We start from the raw sequence: 18506 nt of genomic DNA on the forward strand, positions 1-18506 counted from the left end.
CATCCTCCCGGCGGATTCCGTCGATGACAGAACCATATTCTAGAGGAGGCTTCTGGCCTAGAGGGGACGGAATTTCCCCAAATCGATCAAGGATCGGCCGAGACGGCAGGGACCGGGACGATCTCCTCGTCGTTCCCCGCCTTGTTCGGCACGTCACCGGAGAAGATCAGGAACACCAGCAGGACAGCCGCCACCGTGGCGACGATCGCGCCCAGCAGGTAGACCACCCGCATCGGGATGTCCCCGATCAGACTGAGCAGCCCGCCCTTGGGCGATGGCCGCGGCGCGGGCACCGCCGGCGGGGGCGACTCGGGCGGCTCCGGCTCCGGCCCCGTCCCCACCCGCACCGGCCCGGAGATCTCGGGCGGCGGGGTGGCGGCGGGCTTCGGGGTCACCGCCTTGAAAGCGGGCACGGTGGCAGCGCTGTCCTCCCGCGGGGACTCCGGGCCGGCCTCAGGGGCTCCCGGCAGGCGGTCCCAGCGGAAGACGACGGTGTCGTCGTCAGACGGGACGATCTTCGGGAAGGGAGCGGTGGGAGCATCGTTGCTGTTGTTCTCATCGCCGACGTCCGCCATGCCCCTGAGGCTACGTCACCAGGTAAGGCGACATTTCCGCTATACGGTCAGCAGAACTTCATTCTGCTCCCGCCCGGAATCCGGGGAGCGTATCTTTCAAGCCCGGCTGGGCACATTACCGGGCATGCGCAAGCTCGCCGCCGCGCTGGCCGCCGCGATCCTGGTCACCGGCTGTGCCGACCTGTCCGGCACACCCGGCGCGGCGTCGCCGGCCGCCACACCCACCACCACCACCGCCCCCGCCACGCCCGGCTCCGCCCCCGGCCTGGAGCTGGAGCAGACCTACGAGCGGGTCATCTCCCAGGTGCTGCCGTCGATCGTCCAGATCACCACGCCGACCGGCCTCGGCTCCGGAGTCGTGTACGACGACAAAGGCCACATCGTGACCAACGCGCACGTCATCGGCGAGGCGACCGAGATGCAGGTCACGCTTGCCACCGGCGGCGGCTCCCGGACCGCGAGGCTGGTCGAGTCCTTCCCCATCGGCGATCTCGCCGTGATCAAGGTGGAGGACCCGCGGACGCTGCGCCCCGCCAAGTTCGGCGACTCGTCCAAGCTCCGCGTGGGCCAGCTCGTGCTCGCCATGGGCAACCCGCTGGGCCTGTCGGGCAGCGTCACCAACGGCATCGTCTCCGCCACCGGCCGCACGGTCACCGAACCGCAGGACGAAGGCTCCCCCGGCGCGACCATCACCAGCGCCATCCAGACCTCCGCCGCGATCAACCCCGGCAACAGCGGCGGCGCCCTGGTCGACATGTCCGGCCACGTGATCGGCATCCCCACGCTCGCGGCCACCAACCCGTCGCTGGGCGGCGGCGCCGCCCCCGGCATCGGCTTCGCCATCCCCAGCAACGTCGCCACGGACATCGCCTCGCAGATCGTCCAGCACGGCCGGGTGATCAACAGTCACCGCGCGGCGCTGGGCATCGTCGGCTCCACGGTGATCGGCGACGACGGTGCCCCCGCGGGCGTCGGCGTCCGTTCCGTGCAGCGAGGCGGCGGCGCGGCCAAGGCGGGCATCCGCGAGGGCGACGTCATCCTCTCGGTCGCCGGCACCCCCACCCCCACCATCGCCGACCTCACCGAACTCCTCACCCAGTACAAGCCGGGTGACAAGGTCGAGGTCGAGTTCGCCCGCGGCGGCCAGACGCGGAAGGTCACCGCGACGCTGAGCGAACTCAAGGGCGAGTAAGCGGTCGCAGCACGGCGAGTGCGACCTGACCCTGCCCCCACGTCGCCCCCGCACCGCCTCCGCGCCGCCCCCCGCATCGCCCTCGCGTCACCCCCGCGCCACCCCGCGTCGCCCTCGCGTCACCTCGCGTCACCTCGCGTCGCCCCCGCGTCACCTCGCGTCACCCCCGCACCGCCCCCGCGTCGCCCCGCGCCGCCCCGCGCCGCCCTCGCGTCACCCCCGCGTCGCCCCGCGTCGCCCCGCGCCGCCCTCGTGTCGCCCCCGCGTCTCCGGGAAACAGCAACGGTTCCTCCTGCTCCACGTGATGCCGGGATCAGGTCGCGTACGGAGATCACGGCCTCCGCCGACCCGGCGCGATCGGCTCCGTCGCCGAGGGCGTCGAGTGCGGCGCCGGTCATGATGGCCTTCCTCAGGACGATGGGATCTGATCAGGCGGCCAGGCGGCGGGGTTCCAGCGCCGCGGCCACGAGGTAGCCGGCGCCGCCCGCGACGGCCAGCACCCCGTACACGCCGGGGGTGTCGAGGAAGAGCGAGGCGGAGGCGATGAGGGTGAGCCAGGTGCCGAGGCCGTAGTGCAGGGTGTTGCGGCGGACGGCGCCTTCGGCGAGGTTGATCAGGCCGACGACGAGGACGGACCCGGCGGGCCAGAGCACGTCCTGGAGTTCGGGCAGGTCGAAGGCGGTGGCGACGCCGGTGATGGCCAGGGCGAGCGCGACGAAACCGGTGACCCAGGAGGTGCCGACCAGCTTCTCGGCCAGTTGCTCCGACCGGTCGGCGCCCCGCCCGGCGCGGGCGCCCGCCTTCATGATCAGGACCAGGCCGGTGACGATGCCGACCCCGAGCAGGGTGAGCGGGACCCAGGCGGGCAGGGAGAGCACCGGGTCGGCGCCCTTGGAGAGCGCGGCGGTGCCGTGCCCGAAGAGGAAGGCCGCGGCGAAGCCGATGTAGCCGGGACGGTTGTCGGCCTTGTTCGCGGACGGAAGCTCGGTGGCGGGTATCGGCGTGGCGGGTGCGGCGACGTTCATGGTGTGGACCTCCGGAAGGGTGAAGTGAGGGTGGGCCGTCTTACGGCTCGGGGACGATGACGACCTTGCCGAGGACGGTGCGGGACTCGGCGAGAGTGAGCGCGGCGGCGGTCTCGGTGAGCGGGATCCGCGCCGCGATCCGCGGGACCACGGCTCCGGCGGCCACCAGCCGCAGGACTTCGGTGAGGTCCTGGCTGAGCCGGGCCCGGAAGTCCGCCAGGCGGCGCCGGCCCGCCCAGAAGTTGTAGAAGTGCGCGTTCTTGCCGTTGGGCAGGTGGTTCCAGGCCAGCAGCCGGCCGAACAGCTTGACCGTCGGCAGCAGGGCGTTGCCCTTGTCGTTCTTGCCCGATGCCGCCCCGTAGTTGACCAGCGTGCCGCCGCGCCGCAGCAGCCGCCACGACTCCACCAGCCCGGGTCCGCCGACGTGGTCGAAGACGGCGTCCACGCCGCCGGGGGCGAGCTCGCGGATCTGCTGGTACATGTCCGGGTCGCGGTAGTCGACGGGGGTCGCGCCCAGCTCGCGCACGGTCTCGTGGTGGCGTGCCGACGCCGTGCCGATCACCGTGATCCCGGCGTGCCGGGCCAGCTGTACGAGGATGGATCCGACGCCGCCGTTGGCTCCGAGCACCACCACGGTCGCGCCGGCCCGGACCTTGGCCTTGCGGTGCAGCATCTGCCAGGCGGTGACGCCGTTGACGGCCACGGCCAGCGCCGCCGCCGGGTCGACCTCGTCCGGCACCGGCACCAGGTCGCCGGCCTCGACGAGCAGGTGACTGGCCCACCCGCCGACCTTGATGACCGCGGCGAAGCGACGGCCGGTCATCGCCGGGTCCACCCCCGGGCCGGTGGCGGTGACCGTGCCCACCACGTCGTAGCCGGGCACGAACGGGTACGCCGGCTGGTCGTAGTACTTGCCCAGGCGCATCTGCTGCTCGGCGAAGGACACCCCGGTGGCGTCCATGCGCAGGAGGACCTGGCCCTCGGCCGGGGCCGGGAGGTCGCTGACCCGTAAACGCAGGCCGTCCGGCTCGACCGGGCCTGGCAGGACGACCTCCGTGGCGCGGGTGGCGACAGAGCTGTTCATGACGTACCCCTGAAGACTTCGCATGTTTGCTAACGCATGTAAGCTAACAGGAGTAACTACAGGAGCACAACACCTAACATCCTTAAACTTTGAGGTGTATCGTTACGGAGATGAAGGACAACGAACCGGCGCCCGCACGGAGGCGCAACCGCCGCGGCGAGGGGCGCAAGCTGCGCGACGAGATCATCACGGCGGCGGTGGAACTACTCGACGAGCAGGGCGACGAACGCGCCATCACCCTGCGCTCGATCGCCCGCCGGATCGGGTGCGCGGCGCCCTCGATCTACGCGCACTTCGCGGACTCGCAGGCCATCATGCTGGCCGTGGTCCGCCAGGAGTTCGCCCAGCTCACCACCGCCATGCGCGCGGCAGTGGCGGACGCGGGCGAGGACCCCGCAGAACGGCTGCTCGCCGCCTGCCACGCCTACCTCGACCTGGCCCGGACCCACCCCGGGCGCTACCGCATCATGTTCGGCGGCCTGTGGACGCCGAACATGGAAGGCTCGATCAGCGAGGCCGACATGGACGGGCTGGGCATGGACGCCCTCCAGGTCCTCATCGACGCCCTCGGCGACTGCGTCGCAGCCGGTCGATCCACCAGCACCGACCTGTTCAGCGACGCGGTCGCCCTATGGCTGGGCCTGCACGGCCTGGCCCACCAGCGCGCCGTGATCCGCGAGTTCCCCTGGCCTGAGGACATCGCCGACCGCATCATCGCCGCCCTGGCGCGCCTCAAGAACACCTGAACCACGGCGCATCCGTCATTCACCGGCACCCGGGGTGCCGCGCCGGCGACCGCGATCAGTCAGGAGATCGGGACGTCGATGAGCATGCCGATCGTCGGCATCTCGATGTTGACCTTGGTGACGTCGGCGGGCGGCGCGGCGAAGACCGCGTACAGGCTGGCGCTCTCGTCCTTCTCCAGGAACTCGCCCTGGGTGCCCGAGCAGACGCACTTGGCGTTGGCGTCGGTGCCGTTGCGGGCCACCCGATAACGCTTGGCGTTGACCGGATCGACCAGGCTGACACCGGACACGGTGAAGTCGAGAACGCCGCGGCCCAGGCCGTTGTGCAGGGCGAACTTGCCTTCCAGCGTGGTGAGGGTCCAGTTGAGCGTCACGGTCTTGCCCTGGCGCAGCAGCGCGGTGACCTCCACACGCACCCTGGTCGCCCCATCGCTGCCCTGCACCTTGGCCTCGCGGGTGGCGATCACCTGGTCGCCCTGAGGCGGCGCGGTCCGCTGCTCGGCCGGGGCGGAGGTCTCAGGTCCGCTCTCCGCCGGTGCGCTCTGGGTGACAACCTGCTTTTCCGCGCCGCCGCCGCCGGTCACGTTCGGCAGCATCCCGCAACCGGCCAGCGCGACTCCCGCCACAGCCAGTGTGAACGTCTTCCTCATTCTCACTGCGCACCTTCCGGGCTCAGAGTCCCGCCAGTGGCCTGAACCCCTCCTTGCTTGATCGTGTACACGATTTCGACCCGGCGGTTCTTGGCGCGGTTCTTCGGCAGCGGCTTACCTTCGGCCATGTTGGGCAGCTTGGGGCGGCTCTCTCCGAAGCCCCGGGCCTCCAGGCGCACGCCAGGGAGCGTGAGCATGCCCTCCATCACCTGCTTGACCGCGTCCGCCCGGCGCTGCGACAGGGTGCGGTTGTAGGCGTCGGTGCCCTGGTCGTCCGTGTGGCCCTCGATCCGCACCACGCCGCCGGCGCCGTCGGTGTTGATCTGGTCGGCGACCTCCTTGAGGCGCTGCTTCGCCTTGGCGTTGAGCTGCCACTTGTCCAGGGCGAACAGCACGTCGCTGGTCAGCGCCACCGTCACCTCGTCGCCCTGCTGCGACTCGCTCTCGCTCCCGTCGAGCGACTCGACTTCGGCGATGATGTCCTCGACCGGGAGCACCAGGTCCTCGACCACACCGGTCGCCGACTCCGGCGGCGGGGTCGGCGACAGCGCCAGCGTGAAGGCGAGACTAAGAGACAGGAACATCGGTGATCACTCCGACGCGCGGCATCTCGACGGTGAGCTTGGTGACGTCGGGCGGCGGGGCGGCGTAGAACGCGTACAGGTCGGTCCGCTCGCCCTTCTCCATGAACGCGCCCTGGGTCGCCGAGCAGATGCACGCGGCCCTGTCGCCGGAGCCGTTGCGGGCCACCCGGTACCGCTTGGCGTTGACCGGGTCGACCAGGCTGACGGCGGACACCGAGTAGTCCAGAGCGCCCCGGCCCAGGCCGCTGTGGAGGTTGAACCGGCCTTCCAGGGTGGTTATCGTCCACCGGAGCACCGCGGTCCTGCCCTGGCGCCGCAGCTCGGTGATGTCGATCTTGACTGTGGTGACTTCGCCGCTGGAGCCTCGGACCTTGGCCGTGTGGGTCGCGATCACGCTGTCCGCCTGGGGCGGCGCGCTCTCGGCCGCCTCGGGAGTGGGAGCCGCGTCCTGATCGGTGAGCGCGGTGTCGGACGCCGCGTCGTCGGCCGGGACGCTCGGGGACGTCGAGGTCGCCGCGGCGGGCTGGGTCGCGGCCTGCTTCTCCTGGCCGCCGCCGCCGATCACGGTCGGCACCATCCCGCAGCCGGTCAGCGCGACGGCCGCCACAGCCAGCACGAACGTCTTGCGCATGGTCACTGGGTCACCTTCCGGGGGTTCAAGGATCAGGCCCGAACGCTAGCGGGGCGACCTTCAGGATCCGTATAGCGGGCTGCTCTCCCCCGCGTGCGCCCCTCGTACGAGCCGTTCGGCCGCCGCGCGGCCGTGCTCGTCGCCGATCTGGTCAAACTCTCCCATAGCGCGCGTCAGTGTCTCAACCGCACCATCAGTCTCGCCCATATCGAGGTACGCCTCGCCCAGGACGAGCAGGGCCTCGGCCTCACCGCGCGGGTCGCCCAGCTCCCGGTAGGCGGCCAGGCTCTCCTCCAGCGGCTCCCGGCGGGACAGCAGCGCACCCAGCGCCCGCAGCCCGTCGGCCCTGCCCCGCTGATCGCCCGCCTCGCCGAAGACGTGCAGCGCCCGCCGCAGCAGCCGCTCCGCCTCGGCCGGACGGGGTTCCACCAGGCCGAGCCGGAGCGTGACACGGGCCAGCTCCAGCCCCTCCACCAGCGGCTGGGCGGCCCGGAGCGCCGCCGCCGCGGCGTCGTTCCGGCCCTCCGCCCGGTGCAGGTCGGCCAGGCCGCGCAGCAGCAGCGCCTCCCCCTGCCGGTGGCCCGACATCCTGGCCGCGTCCAGCCCGGTCGCGGTCGTGGCGTGCCAGTCGTCGTGGTGGCCCGCCAGCTCGAACAGCGGCGTCAGGTAGAACGCCAGCCGCCACGCCGCCTCGTACAGACCCGCCTCGTACAGACCCGCACGGAAGAAGTCGCCGACCGTCGCGACCAGGAACCGGCGCTCCGCGCTCAGCCAGCGCGCCTCCTGTCGCAACCGGCCCGTCTCCAGGATCTGCTCGGCCGTGCGGACGAGCGTCTGGCCGGAGCCCGGCTCGGCGGGCAGCAGCGTGGCCCTGGCCCGCCTGGCCCGGTCGAGGATGTCCGCCGCCCTGGCCGCCAGCACCGGGCCCGGGCCGCCCTCCTCCGCCAGCCGCTCGGCCGCGAACAGCCTGGTCAGGTCGTGCCAGCCGTAGCGTTCCTGGCCCGCCTCGTCCAGCCCGCGCGACTGCAGCAGACCGGCCTCGGCCAGCGGCTCCAGCTCCTCGCCCAGTACCCACGGCGCGAAGTCGGGTGCGGTGAACGCGCCGAGCCCGCACAGCAGCCGCCGCTCCGGCTCCGCCAGCCCCCGGTACCCGAGCGCCAGACTGCCCCGCACGGCCAGATCGCCCGCGCTCAGCTCGTCCAGCCTGCGCCGCTCGTCCCCGAGCCGACCGGCCAGGTGGGCCACCGTCCAGGCGGTCTTCCTGGCCAGCCGCGACCCGGCGATCCGCAGCGCCAGCGGCAGCCCGCCGCAGAGCCGGACGATCTCCCGGGCCGCCTCCGGCTCGGCCGCCACCCGGTCGCGCCCGCCCACCGCGGCCAGCATCTCCAGCGCCTCGTCCGGCTCCAGCACGCCCAGCTCGTACGGCCTGGCCGCCTCCAGCCCGGCCAGCGGCGAGCGGCTGGTCACGATCGTCACGCTGCCGGGCCCGGTCGGCAGCAGAGGCCGCACCTGCGTCTCCCCCGTCGCGTCATCCAGCACCACGACCAGCCGCCGAGCAGAAGTGAGCCGCCGATACAGCCTCACCCGCTCATCCAGCGTCGGCGGCACCGCCCCGTCAGGCCATCCCAGCGACCGCAGCAGATCCTCCAGCACAGCCCCCGGCGCCCGATCCCCGAGCACCGCGAACAGCCTCCCGTCACCGGCCTCCAGCAGATTCGCCGCCCGCACCGCAACAGCGGACTTCCCACACCCAGCAGGCCCATGCACCACCAGGTGCACCGGCGCCCCGCCCCCCACCTCGCGGGCGCCCACTGCTCCGGACTTCGCCGCACCACCGAAGCCCGCCGCACCGGCCCCTGCCGTGCCGAGGGGTTCTGCGTTGTTCGCGTCGAGCGCGCCTCTTGCTTCGCGGAGGATCCACGCCAGGACGGCCTGTCTTCCGGTGAAGTCTGAAATGTCGGGCGGGGTCTCATTGAGGGGGACTTTCTGCGACAAGGGGACGCCGACGGGCGCCACCACCTCGCCTGCCAGCACCCGCTCGTGCGCCTCCCGCAGCTCCGCGCCCGGCTCCAGCCCCAGCTCGTCCACCAGCACCCGCCGCGCCTCCTGGTAGGCGGCCAGCGCCTCGGACCGCCGCCCCGCCTGGTGCAGAGCGGCCATCAGCTGCGCCCACGCCCGCTCCCGCAGCGGATGGGAGTTCACCAGCGCCCGCAGCTCGCCGACCACCTCGCCGCCGCGCCCCAGCCGCAGGTCCAGGTCCACGCGCTCTTCGAGCGCGGTCAGGCGCAGCTCTTCGAGCGGTACGGCGTACGAACGACGCAGTTCGGCACTGTCGACGCCCGCCAGAGCCTCCCCCCGCCACAGCGCCAGCGCATCTCGTAACCCGGCGGCGGCCTCCGTGTACCCGCCCGCCTCCCGGACCTGCCTGGCCTCCCCGACGAGCCGCTCGAACCGGTGGCAGTCGACCGCGTCCCGCTCCACCTCCAGCAGGTAGCCGCCCGGCACCGTGGTGATCCCGCCGACCAGTTTGCGCAACGCGCTCACGTACACCCGCAGCACCGACTCGGCGGACGCGGGCGGCCGGTCCCCCCACAGCATGGAGATCAGCCGCTCGACCGGCACCGCCGTGCCCGCCGACAGCAGCAGCGCCGCGAGCAGCGCCCGATGCTTGGCCGGGCCGGGCTCCGGGCCGTCCTCCACCCGGAGCGGGCCCAGCAGCCGGAACCGCACCCCCATAGCCTCAGCCCCGCACCGGCCGCAGCGCGAACGACTCGAACCGCACCCGCACCGCCTTCCCGGCCTCCGGCGCGGCGTGCACCCCGGCCAGGCCGGGCCCGAACGGCTCCCTCGCGTCCGTCGCCTCGGCCACCAGATGCTCGTTCAGCCACATCCGCAACGTCACCGCGCCGCCGTCGCCGGCGCACTCCGCCACGATCCGGTCCGTGGCCGCCGACTCCGCCTTCTCCGGCCCATACAGAACCACGCCCTCCTGCCCGGCGCGGCGCTTGACGATCGTCACCTGCCCGCCCCCGACCGCGAACTCGTACCGATCACCCGACGCCCCCCGGCACCAGACCCCGTACTCCCCCGCACCGTCCACCAGCCCCGCCCGCGCGCTGACGACCACCCCGCCGCCGGGCTCCCGCCGCGGCGCCGACTTCCACAGCCGCCACCCGTCCTCCACCGCCAGCACGTAGCCGGACCCGTCCCGCTCCGCCGTCCCCGCCTCCGACGCCCCGACCTCCCACGCGTCACCGAAGTCGCTCTCGTACGGCCACGTCTCCGCCCCCAGCGCGTTTGCAGCGGCAGCAACCCCCGCACCGGCCAGCGCCACGGCCAGCACCCCGCCGACCACCCACCCCAGCTTCCTCCGGGAACGCCCGCCCGAGTCCGCCCGCCCTCCCCCGGCGGAACCCTGGAACGAACCCGCCTGAACATCGGCAGGACGACCAGGAACGGGACCACTCCCCAAGCTGGGCCGCCACTGCCCATCCGGCCCCACCTGCCCCTGACGAGCAGCCCCGCCGTCAGACGGCATAAGAGGCCCGGCATCCCCACCGGCTCTCCCCCACCCGCCGGGCAGCGCCTGATCGTCTTGGGCATGCCGGACATCCCCAGCCCACCCACTGTCCGGGAACACCTCACCGTCCTGTTCACGGGATGGCCTGAGGTCCGATGTGGACAGCGGGACGGTCCAGGTGCGTTCGACGGCTTCGGTGGCCGAGGCCGGGCTGACCTGGCCACCGCCCAGCAGCTCGGCCAGGAGGCGGGACACCGACGGCCGGGACCGGGGGTCCTTGGCAAGGGCCTGTTCCACCAGCCCTCGGACGCCGCCGTCGAGCCCGTCCAGGTGCGGCCCCTCGTGGGTGATGCGGTGGATCACCTCGCCCGGGGACCCGCCGCCGAACGGCAGCCGCCCCGTGCCGGCGAACGCGATCACCCCGCCCCAGGCGAACACGTCCGTGAACGGCCCCACGGTCTCGCCACGGGCCTGCTCAGGTGCCATGAACGCGGGTGTGCCGAGGATGGCCTGGCTGGTGTCGGTCCCGACGAGCTGGGCGATGCCGAAGTCGATGACCCGCGGCCCGAGCGGGGACAGCAGCACGTTCGACGGTTTGAGGTCGCGGTGGATCACTCCGGCGGCGTGGATGGCGCTGAGCGCGGTGGCGATGCCGACGGCCAGCGCGTCCAGGTTGCCTCCGGACAGCGGCCCTTGGTCGCGCACGGCCTGCGCCAGGTCGGGGCCTTTCACGTACTCGGTGACGAGGTAGGCGACGTCGCCGTCGAGGCCCGCGTCGAGCACCGGCGCGGTGCAGAACCGGGCGACCCGGCGCGCCGCCGCCACCTCCCGTTCGAACCTGCGGCGGAAGGCGGGGTCACGGGCCAGCTCCGGGCGGATGACCTTGACGGCGGCCAGCCCGCCGGTGGGCGTCTTGGCCAGGTGGACCTCGCCCATCCCGCCGCGACCGAGGACGCGCCGGAGCGCGTACCCGCCGATGACCTGATCACTCACACGCAGACACCTTAGTCAGGTCCGATTCATCCCGCTCGGCGAGCACGATCACCCCGGCCGAGGTGGAGACGTCTAGCATCGAGCGCCATGACCGAAACCGCCACCCGCGCCGCCTACGACGCCATCGCCCCCGCCTACATCGAGCACTTCCAGGCCGCTCCTCCCGCCCGGACCTTGGAGCACGCGTTCCTGACGCACTTCGCCGAGCTGGTGAGCGGCCCGGTGGCCGACGTGGGGTCCGGTCCCGGCTGGATCACGGCGATCCTGCGCGACCTCGGGGTGGACGTGCACGGCGTCGACCTGTCGCCGCGGATGGTCGAGCTGGCCCGCGCCGCCCACCCGGGGATCCGGTTCGAGCAGGGCACGATGACCGCCCTCGACGTTCCGGACGGCTCGCTCGGCGGCGTCGTCTCCTGGTATTCGGTCATCCACGTCGAGCCGGGCCGCCGCCCTGAGGTGTTCCGGGAGTTCCGCCGCGTCCTCGCCCCCGGCGGCCTGCTGCTGCTGGGGTTCCAGGTGGGTGACGAGCCGCTCCGCTTCAACGAGGCGTTCGGTCATCGGGTCCGGCTCGACTTCCACCGTCTCCGGCCTGACCAGGTGGCGGAGGAACTGGCCGCGGCGGGCTTCACGGTCACCGCCCGGCTGGAGCGCGAGCGGCATCCGGACGAGACCGCCGGCCAGGCCTTCCTGCTGGCCCGCTGCTGAGTACGTGACGCCGCGTCTGATCGCTGGCCCGCGGGTCAGTTCTGGCCGACCGTAAGTCACCGCTCTTGTCACCGGCAGGCGGAAGCGAAGAGCGATCGCTTCGCTACAGAATGTCACCGAGCCGCCGCCGGAACGGGTCCGGCAGCGAAGAGCGAGGGGACTTCGTCATGAACCTCAGGACATCCGCCAAGCGCGCCGTGACCGTCGCCGCCGCCGTCGGGTTCGCGGTCCTGGCAGGCGCGGCGCCGGTCTCGGCGACCTCGGCGTCCGCCGCCGCCGGCGACATCTGCCTGTGGAGCGGCAGCAACTACAGCGGCAACAGGTGGTGCTGGCGGCCCGGCAACGGGTACGTCGACGTGCCGCGGAACCTGCACGACAACGTGGGCTCCTTCCTCGCCACCGCCAACGGCTGCTTCATCAACTGGATCCGGGTGCCCACCCGCAAGGAGACCCGGCGCGTGCTGAGCGGCGACTACCGCAAGAACTACAAGGGCGACTTCGGCGGCAAGATCGACGCGATCGCGCCGCGCTGCTGATCCGGGGCCGGAAACGCCGGAAGGGCGGCCGGTGCGGCGAGAGCCGACCGACCGCCCTTCCGGCGATCACAGTGGAGGTGGCGGGAATCGAACCCGCGTCCTTCAACCCCAAGACAGGGCTTCTCCGGGCGCAGCCTGCTGTGCTTTTCTCAGCCCCGGCGATCACGCAGGCAAGTCGCCGACGGGCTCAGCCACTGTTTGGTTTCCCGATCATCCCCGTGGCCGGGCCGATCGGTGGAGCCTTCTAGCGATGCCAGATCCCGGGCCGAAGGCGCTCCCGGGCTGACAGAGGTTTCGCTACTTAGGCAGCGAGAGCCAGGGAACCCTGGCTGACCTCAGCGTGCTTCTTATTGGCACTTATTTTTCGCGGTCACAGGATTAACGAGGTTATGTCCGCAGTCCTCGGCCCGCTTCACCTGACTTGTAAGGTCAAAGTCGAAGCCAGTCACCCCCTGTGGAGTTGTCAACACGGTCTCGCGCACGAGACCGAGCACCACGAAGGTTACCTCTGACAACGCCCCGGATGCCAACTTCATTCCCAGGGGCCCCCGGGAGCGCAGCACAGCAGCATCACGCCCCCGGGGGCGACCGGCAGGGTCGAGCCGGTCAATGACGGCAGGACTTCCCCCGAGATGAAGTCCTGATCTCATCACGGCGACTGGTCCCGCAACCCCCCGAGCGGGACCGGTCACTCAGTAAGACGCGACCGGCCCGCCCGATGGTTGCTTCAGGTCACGAGAAAATCACGGAGAGTCGCCGAGGGCGGCGAAGAAGCTGCCGGCCACGGCCGCGGGGTCGTAGTTCCTGGTGAACACGGAGATGGCCAGGTCGCCCTGCCAGCCGACGAACCAGGCGTTGTTCTCCTTGCCGGTCGCCGCCGAGGTCACGCCGTACACGCGTCCGCGGCCGGCCTGGGCGGGGGTGCCCTGGGCGCCCGCCTTCATCATGGCCGTCAGCGCCTTGCGGACCGCCGGGTCGAGCTGCTGGGGCGGGGGCTGCGGCGCGGGCTCGGCCTCGGCCGCCGCGTCGGGGGCGTCCGGGGAGGTGACCAGCACCGGCGGCCGCCAGGTGCCGGACGACACGGCCGCCGCGACGAGGGCCATGCTGAGCGGGCTCACCTGGACGTTCTGGCCGGCGATGGCCTTGGCCTTGTCGGCGTCGCTGCTGAAGGACGGCAGCGAGCCGCTGAACGACTTGAGCGGCAGCCGCCACGGCTGGCCGATGCCGAAGGTCTTGGCGCTGCGGGTCAGGTCTTCGCCGCTCACCCGGCGGGCGAGGGAGGCCAGCGCGGTGACGCAGCCCTGGGCGAAGTTCTCCTGGAAGGAGCGGGAGGAGCCGGTGACCTCGCTCGCGTGGACGAACCGGGCGCCGCCGACCGTGCGCTCCGCCGGGCAGGGAAGCTTCTGCTTGGTCTGCACCCCGGCCTTGAGGATGGCGTCGGCCGCGACGATGGAGAACGTGGTGCCCGCCGGGAACCGTCCGGCCAGCGCGTCCTTCTCCTGGTGCAGGCCGCGGGTGGACACGGCCCGGATCTCGCCGGTCCTGCGGTCGACCGCGACCAGGGCGCTGGTGCGGGTGCTGGAGACGGCGCGTTCGGCGGCGGCCTGCACGCCGCTGTCGATCGTGGTCCGGACCGAGCGGTTCTGCCGGCCGGGCCACTGCTGCAGCGACGCCACCTCCTCGCCCGTCTCCAGGTCGAGGATGATGACCTGGGTCTCGGTGGAGCCGGTCAGGTAGCCCTGGTAGGCCTGCTGGAGGCCGCTCTGGCCGATCGAGTCGCCCGCCCGCTGGGGGCCGCCGAGCTTCTGCTCGGTCTCGGGCGTGAGCGCGCTGACCTTGCCGACGATCTGCTTGGGGTCGGCGGGGTCGACGGGCTGCTTCTCCGCGACGGTCTTGACCTCGGGGATGGCGTCGAGCTTCTGCTTGACCGACTGGTAGCGGGTGCGGCCGAAGGTGATCAGCGGCACGGTCTCGTTCGGCGGCGCGGAGCGGATCCGGCTGAGCAGCCGGTCCTGCGCGTAACCGGTGATCTCCGAGAGCTGCTTGACGACCTCCTCGGCACGGTCGCCGAGCTGCGCGGGCACGACCCCGCTCACGTACAGGAACATGTCCTGCTGGAGAGGCTCGCTGGCGCGGTCGACGACGGGCTGGCGCGGCTTCGGCTCGGCCTTGACGGCGAACCGCTGCCCCTCCTTGAGCTGGGGGTGCAGCACCGACGGCGACCACTCCACCTTCCAGACGCCGTCGCGCATGCGGAGCGGCAGCACGCTGTCGTACGTCCACAGCGGGTTGTTGTCGCCCAGGTCGACCTCGACGCCGAACTCGGCCCGCGAGGTGTCGCCCTCCACGGTCAGGCTCTTGATCCGGAACCGGAACGAGGCAGCGTCGAGCTGCAGCTTGGCGTCGGCGAGCGCCTTGCGCACCGCGGCGGGGTCGCCGTCGGCGCGGGAGGCGGCCAGCTCGTAGTCGTTGGACTGCCAGCCGACCAGGAAGTCGCGCACCGCGTCGTGCGGCGACGCCTCCTCCAGGCAGCCGGTCAGGGTCGTGCTCACGACGGTCAGCATGACGGTCGCGGCGAGAATACGTCGGGGTCGGCTCATCGGTTACGGTGGCGGATCGCCCGCGCCATCTCCCGCTTGGCCTGCTTCTCGGCAAGCGCCTGCCGCTTGTCCCAGTCCTTCTTGCCGCGGGCGAGACCGATCTCGATCTTGGCCTTGCCGTCCTTGAAGTAGAGCTTGAGCGGCACGATCGTCAGCCCGCCTTCCTTGACCCGGGCGGCGAGCTTGTCGATCTCTTTACGGTGGAGCAGCAGTTTGCGCTTGCGGCGAGCGGCGTGGTTGGTCCAGGTGCCCTGTGCGTACTCGGGGATGTGGACGTTGATCAGCCACGCTTCGCCGCCGTCGATGCTGGCGTAGCCGTCGACCAGCGAGGCTCGGCCCTCGCGCAACGACTTCACCTCCGTGCCCTGCAGCACCAGCCCCGCCTCGAAAGTGTCTTCGATGTGGTAATCGTGCCGGGCACGTTTGTTCTGGGCGATGAGCTTCCGCCCGGTCTCACGTGGCATGCTTCGACCTTACCGGCGTTTTCTCAGACCCTGAGGTAACGGCGAAGCGTGACGAACGATGCCAGAACACAGATCACCACGCCGATGATCATAGTCAGGGTGATCACCGAGGCGAGGTCGTCCCAGCCGATGACCGCCCCGCCGGACGACAGGAACTGCGCGACCTCGTCGAAGAGCAGGACCTTGGTCACGATCAGCATGATCGCGGCCGCCACGCCGCCGATCAGGCCCGCGATCATGCCTTCCATGATGAACGGCAGCTGGATGTAGAGGTTGGAGGCGCCGACCAGGCGCATGATGCCCGTCTCACGGCGCCGGTTGAAGGCCGACAGCCGCACCGTGTTGCCGATCAACAGGGCCGCCGCCAGCACCAGGACCACGGCCACCACGATGGCCCCCCAGCGCACCTTGTCGAGCATGGTGAAGAACTGGCTGATCAGGTCCTTCTGGTTGACCACCCCCGAGACGCCCGGCTGGCCCTCCAGGGCCTGGATCACGGGCTGGTAGTTGTCGGGGTTGACCAGCTTGACCCGGAAGGAGGTCGGCATGTCCTCGACCTTGGTGGCGTCCACCAAGGCCTTCTGGTTGGCGTAGGCCTCCTGGAAGTTCTTGTACGCGGTGGCCTGGTCCTCGTAGAAGACCTGCTCGACCCCTGGCAGGCCCTCGATCTGCTTCTTCAGCGCCTGCGTCTGGGCCTGGGTGACGGCCTTGCCCTTGCAGGCGGGCATGTCGCTGTTCTTGGTGCAGAGGAAGACGGATACTTCGACCTTGTCGTACCAGTACGAGGTCATCATGCCGACCTGGGCGTTGATCATCAAACCGACGCCCAGCATCGCCATGCCGACAGCCACGGTGATGACCACCGCGATCGTCATGGTCAGGTTGCGACGGAGGCCGATCCAGACCTCGGAGAAGATGAAGTTCGCCCGCATGGTTCTCTCTGCTGCTCCCTATCAGTACGCCTGGCCGTACACGCCACGCGACTGGTCGCGGACGATCTTGCCGTCCTCCAGCTCCACGACGCGTTTGCGCATGGAGTCGACGATGGCCGCGTCGTGCGTGGCCATGACGACCGTAGTGCCGGTCCGGTTGATCCGGTCGAGCACCTTCATGATGCCGATGCTCGTCGCGGGGTCGATGTTGCCCGTCGGCTCGTCGGCCAGCAGGATCATGGGCCGGTTGACGAACGCGCGGGCCATGGCGACGCGCTGCTGCTCGCCGCCGGACAGCTCGTTGGGCATGCGGTGGGCCTTGCCCTCCAGGCCGACCAGCTCGATGACCTCCGGGACCACCTTGCGGATGAACCGCCGGGGCTTGCCGATGACCTCGAGCGCGAACGCCACGTTCTCGTAGACGTTCTTGTTCGGGAGCAGCCTGAAGTCCTGGAACACGCAGCCGATGCGGCGGCGCAGGTGAGGCACCTTGAAGTTGGACAGGCGGGACAGATCCTTGCCGGCGACGTGGATCGCGCCGGAGTTGGGCCGCTCCTCCTTGAGGATCAGGCGCAGGAAGGTGGACTTGCCCGATCCCGAGGAGCCGACGAGGAACACGAACTCGCCCTTGTCCACGTCCACGGAGACGTGGTCGAGGGCGGGCCGGTTCTGGTTCGCGTAGACCTTGGTGACATTATCGAAATGGATCACGAGAGCATCACGGCATGCCAGTCTAGGGGTCAGGGCGGACGCGAGGGTGGCATATGCCCACTTCCGCCGATCGCCGATCGGGGACGCCTGTTCTTTACCATGGATCGACGTTCCGATTGGCTGGAGCACAGTCTAGGGGGAAGACTGGCATGGAACGTCCATAACGGAAACAAAACGATTGTGCGGCTAGACTTGGGGTCGACATGAGTTGCCAACACCTCGTATGCGCGCACTGCGCCCACCCCGTCATCGAGGGCCGCTGCGCCGTCTGCCGGGCCAGCCGCGAACGTCTGCACGGCCACGGTTTCGCCGGCCTCACGCCCACGATGATCGCGATCGTGCTCGTCGTGGCCCTCTTCGCGAGCCTGATGCTCGAGCACCTGGTGAACTTCTGACGCCTAGTGGACTTCTGACTCCTGGCGCCGCATCCAGCGGATCTCCGACTCGATGAACTGGTCGATCTCGCCGTCGAGCACCGCCGACGGGTTGCCGGCCTCGGTGTTCGTCCGCAGGTCCTTCACGATCTGGTACGGGTGCAGGACGTAGTTGCGGATCTGGGTGCCCCAGGACGTGGTCGACGCCCCGCGCAGCTCCGACATCTTCTCGGCCTCTTCCTGCCGCTTGCGCTCCAGCAGCTTGGCCTGCAGGACGTTCATGGCCGTGGCGCGGTTCTGCAGCTGGGAGCGCTCGTTCTGGCAGGAGACGACGATGCCGGTCGGCAGGTGGGTGATGCGCACCGCCGAGTCGGTGGTGTTGACGCCCTGCCCGCCGGGGCCCGACGAGCGGTAGACGTCGACGCGGATCTCGTCCTCGCTGATGTCGATGTGGTCGGTCTGCTCCACGACCGGCACCACGTCGACGCCCGCGAACGAGGTCTGGCGCCGCCCCTGGTTGTCGAAGGGGCTGATGCGGACCAGCCGGTGGGTGCCGTGCTCGCCGCGGAGCGTGCCGTAGGCGTAGGGCGCCTTGATGGTGAAGGTGGCGGACTTGATGCCGGCCTCCTCCGCGTAGGAGGTCTCGTAGACCTCCGTGGGGTAGCCCTTCCGCTCGGCCCAGCGGAGGTACATGCGCAGGAGCATCTCCGCCCAGTCGGCCGCGTCGACGCCGCCCGCCTGGGCGTTGATGGTGATCAGGGCCTCGCGCGAGTCGTACTCGCCCGACAGGAGGGTGCGGACCTCCAGCGCTCCTATGTCGGAGCGCAGCGCGTCCAGCTCCTTCTCGGCCTCGGCGCGCGCGTCGGCGTCGCCCTCCTCGGCCGCGAGCTCGAACAGGATCGGAAGGTCGTCGAGCCGGCGGCTCAGCCCCTCCACCCGGTTGAGCTCCCCCTGGAGGTGGGAGAGCTTGCTGGTGACCTTCTGCGCGTTGTCGGGGTCGTCCCACAGGTCGGGCGCGGCAACCTGGGTCTCCAGCTCCTCGATCTGCTTGCGCACGGAATCGAGGTCGAGCACGTCCTGGATGCTGCGGAGTGTGCCGGCGAGCTCGCTGATCTCATCTGCTGGATCGATGTCTGCCACGCCTCCTTAGAGTACGCGACCGGCGGACAGCCGAATAACATGGC

At 70.8% G+C, this 18506-nt stretch carries 18 protein-coding genes and 1 other RNA gene; 5 read left to right on the top strand and 14 right to left on the bottom strand.

Annotated elements, in window-relative coordinates:
- Positions 1-86: 86 nt before the first annotated feature.
- Positions 87-575 carry a hypothetical protein gene (locus AB0J42_RS10850; protein ID WP_364291346.1) on the bottom strand — a complete coding sequence of 163 codons (489 nt, stop codon included), beginning with the start codon at positions 573-575 and terminating at the stop codon, positions 87-89.
- 124 nt (positions 576-699) lie between these two features.
- Between AB0J42_RS10850 and AB0J42_RS10855 the strand changes: the two genes are divergently transcribed.
- The gene (locus AB0J42_RS10855) at positions 700-1767 is read left to right on the top strand and encodes a trypsin-like peptidase domain-containing protein (RefSeq protein ID WP_364291349.1); all 1068 of its coding nucleotides are present in this window, start codon (positions 700-702) and stop codon (positions 1765-1767) included.
- A 428-nt stretch (positions 1768-2195) separates the two neighbouring features.
- On the opposite strand, the gene AB0J42_RS10860 is transcribed toward AB0J42_RS10855, so the two are convergent.
- Together AB0J42_RS10860 and AB0J42_RS10865 are read right to left on the bottom strand one after the other, a co-directional pair.
- The gene (locus AB0J42_RS10860; protein WP_364291352.1) at positions 2196-2792 is read right to left on the bottom strand and encodes an ABC transporter permease; all 597 of its coding nucleotides are present in this window, start codon (positions 2790-2792) and stop codon (positions 2196-2198) included.
- A 40-nt stretch (positions 2793-2832) separates the two neighbouring features.
- Entirely contained in the window at positions 2833-3876 is a 1044-nt protein-coding gene (locus AB0J42_RS10865) for a medium chain dehydrogenase/reductase family protein (RefSeq protein ID WP_364291355.1), read from the bottom strand.
- A gap of 110 nt (positions 3877-3986) precedes the next feature.
- Here AB0J42_RS10865 and AB0J42_RS10870 point away from each other — a divergent pair, with 110 nt between their 5' ends.
- Positions 3987-4622 carry a TetR/AcrR family transcriptional regulator gene (locus AB0J42_RS10870; protein WP_364291358.1) on the top strand — a complete coding sequence of 212 codons (636 nt, stop codon included), beginning with the start codon at positions 3987-3989 and terminating at the stop codon, positions 4620-4622.
- A 59-nt stretch (positions 4623-4681) separates the two neighbouring features.
- Here the strand turns inward: AB0J42_RS10870 and AB0J42_RS10875 are convergent, their stop codons facing one another.
- Genes AB0J42_RS10875 through AB0J42_RS10895 form a run of 5 tightly spaced genes read right to left on the bottom strand, consistent with a single transcriptional unit; the run spans position 4682 to position 11000 of the window.
- Positions 4682-5272: a hypothetical protein gene (locus tag AB0J42_RS10875; RefSeq protein ID WP_364291361.1), complete on the bottom strand. Its 591-nt coding sequence runs from the start codon at positions 5270-5272 to the stop codon at positions 4682-4684.
- A 2-nt stretch (positions 5273-5274) separates the two neighbouring features.
- A complete protein-coding gene (locus AB0J42_RS10880) occupies positions 5275-5856 on the bottom strand; it encodes an OmpA family protein (protein ID WP_364291364.1) in 582 nt (193 codons plus the stop codon).
- The gene (locus tag AB0J42_RS10885; protein ID WP_364291817.1) at positions 5840-6487 is read right to left on the bottom strand and encodes a hypothetical protein; all 648 of its coding nucleotides are present in this window, start codon (positions 6485-6487) and stop codon (positions 5840-5842) included. Before AB0J42_RS10885 ends, AB0J42_RS10880 begins: the two co-directional genes overlap by 17 nt.
- Positions 6488-6547: 60 nt before the next feature.
- Positions 6548-9223 (bottom strand): BTAD domain-containing putative transcriptional regulator, encoded by a 2676-nt coding sequence (locus AB0J42_RS10890; RefSeq protein ID WP_364291367.1) that lies wholly within the window; start codon positions 9221-9223, stop codon positions 6548-6550.
- 4 nt (positions 9224-9227) lie between these two features.
- Complete coding sequence (locus AB0J42_RS10895) at positions 9228-11000, bottom strand: serine/threonine-protein kinase (protein WP_364291370.1); 1773 nt, start codon at positions 10998-11000, stop codon at positions 9228-9230.
- An 87-nt stretch (positions 11001-11087) separates the two neighbouring features.
- Here AB0J42_RS10895 and AB0J42_RS10900 point away from each other — a divergent pair, with 87 nt between their 5' ends.
- Together AB0J42_RS10900 and AB0J42_RS10905 are read left to right on the top strand one after the other, a co-directional pair.
- Positions 11088-11705, top strand: coding sequence for a class I SAM-dependent methyltransferase (locus tag AB0J42_RS10900; RefSeq protein ID WP_364291373.1), 618 nt, complete (start codon positions 11088-11090; stop codon positions 11703-11705).
- Positions 11706-11872: 167 nt separating this feature from the next.
- On the top strand, positions 11873-12241 hold the full coding sequence (locus AB0J42_RS10905) for a peptidase inhibitor family I36 protein (RefSeq protein ID WP_364291376.1): 369 nt from the start codon (positions 11873-11875) through the stop codon (positions 12239-12241).
- 69 nt (positions 12242-12310) lie between these two features.
- Here AB0J42_RS10905 and ssrA read toward each other — a convergent pair.
- The 5 genes from ssrA to ftsE all read right to left on the bottom strand — a co-directional run bounded on the left by ssrA (position 12311) and on the right by ftsE (position 16948).
- Positions 12311-12694, bottom strand: a transfer-messenger RNA (tmRNA) gene (gene ssrA / locus AB0J42_RS10910).
- Positions 12695-12984: 290 nt separating this feature from the next.
- On the bottom strand, positions 12985-14793 hold the full coding sequence (locus AB0J42_RS10915; protein ID WP_364291379.1) for a penicillin-binding transpeptidase domain-containing protein: 1809 nt from the start codon (positions 14791-14793) through the stop codon (positions 12985-12987).
- Between the two features lie 44 nt (positions 14794-14837).
- Entirely contained in the window at positions 14838-15305 is a 468-nt protein-coding gene (smpB, locus tag AB0J42_RS10920; RefSeq protein WP_364291382.1) for an SsrA-binding protein SmpB, read from the bottom strand.
- A gap of 23 nt (positions 15306-15328) precedes the next feature.
- On the bottom strand, positions 15329-16237 hold the full coding sequence (ftsX, locus tag AB0J42_RS10925) for a permease-like cell division protein FtsX (protein WP_364291385.1): 909 nt from the start codon (positions 16235-16237) through the stop codon (positions 15329-15331).
- A gap of 21 nt (positions 16238-16258) precedes the next feature.
- On the bottom strand, positions 16259-16948 hold the full coding sequence (gene ftsE, locus AB0J42_RS10930) for a cell division ATP-binding protein FtsE (protein WP_364291388.1): 690 nt from the start codon (positions 16946-16948) through the stop codon (positions 16259-16261).
- A gap of 203 nt (positions 16949-17151) precedes the next feature.
- Between ftsE and AB0J42_RS10935 the strand changes: the two genes are divergently transcribed.
- Positions 17152-17343: a hypothetical protein gene (locus tag AB0J42_RS10935; RefSeq protein WP_364291391.1), complete on the top strand. Its 192-nt coding sequence runs from the start codon at positions 17152-17154 to the stop codon at positions 17341-17343.
- 3 nt (positions 17344-17346) lie between these two features.
- Here AB0J42_RS10935 and prfB read toward each other — a convergent pair whose 3' ends face one another.
- Complete coding sequence (gene prfB / locus AB0J42_RS10940) at positions 17347-18462, bottom strand: peptide chain release factor 2 (RefSeq protein WP_364291394.1); 1116 nt, start codon at positions 18460-18462, stop codon at positions 17347-17349.
- Positions 18463-18506 lie beyond the last annotated feature (44 nt).

The organism is Nonomuraea sp. NPDC049649 (assembly GCF_040675175.1).
GTDB lineage: Bacteria > Actinomycetota > Actinomycetes > Streptosporangiales > Streptosporangiaceae > Nonomuraea.

Coding starts and splice junctions, on each gene's coding strand:
- AB0J42_RS10855 (WP_364291349.1), top strand. CDS start 700: ATGCGCAAGCTCGCCGCCGCGCTGGCCGCCGCGATCCTGGTCACCGGC.
- ftsX (WP_364291385.1), bottom strand. CDS start 16,237: ATGCGGGCGAACTTCATCTTCTCCGAGGTCTGGATCGGCCTCCGTCGC.
- AB0J42_RS10850 (WP_364291346.1), bottom strand. CDS start 575: ATGGCGGACGTCGGCGATGAGAACAACAGCAACGATGCTCCCACCGCT.
- AB0J42_RS10880 (WP_364291364.1), bottom strand. CDS start 5,856: ATGTTCCTGTCTCTTAGTCTCGCCTTCACGCTGGCGCTGTCGCCGACC.
- smpB (WP_364291382.1), bottom strand. CDS start 15,305: ATGCCACGTGAGACCGGGCGGAAGCTCATCGCCCAGAACAAACGTGCC.
- AB0J42_RS10860 (WP_364291352.1), bottom strand. CDS start 2,792: ATGAACGTCGCCGCACCCGCCACGCCGATACCCGCCACCGAGCTTCCG.
- AB0J42_RS10870 (WP_364291358.1), top strand. CDS start 3,987: ATGAAGGACAACGAACCGGCGCCCGCACGGAGGCGCAACCGCCGCGGC.
- AB0J42_RS10900 (WP_364291373.1), top strand. CDS start 11,088: ATGACCGAAACCGCCACCCGCGCCGCCTACGACGCCATCGCCCCCGCC.
- AB0J42_RS10865 (WP_364291355.1), bottom strand. CDS start 3,876: ATGAACAGCTCTGTCGCCACCCGCGCCACGGAGGTCGTCCTGCCAGGC.
- AB0J42_RS10935 (WP_364291391.1), top strand. CDS start 17,152: ATGAGTTGCCAACACCTCGTATGCGCGCACTGCGCCCACCCCGTCATC.
- AB0J42_RS10890 (WP_364291367.1), bottom strand. CDS start 9,223: ATGGGGGTGCGGTTCCGGCTGCTGGGCCCGCTCCGGGTGGAGGACGGC.
- AB0J42_RS10875 (WP_364291361.1), bottom strand. CDS start 5,272: ATGAGGAAGACGTTCACACTGGCTGTGGCGGGAGTCGCGCTGGCCGGT.
- AB0J42_RS10885 (WP_364291817.1), bottom strand. CDS start 6,487: ATGCGCAAGACGTTCGTGCTGGCTGTGGCGGCCGTCGCGCTGACCGGC.
- AB0J42_RS10905 (WP_364291376.1), top strand. CDS start 11,873: ATGAACCTCAGGACATCCGCCAAGCGCGCCGTGACCGTCGCCGCCGCC.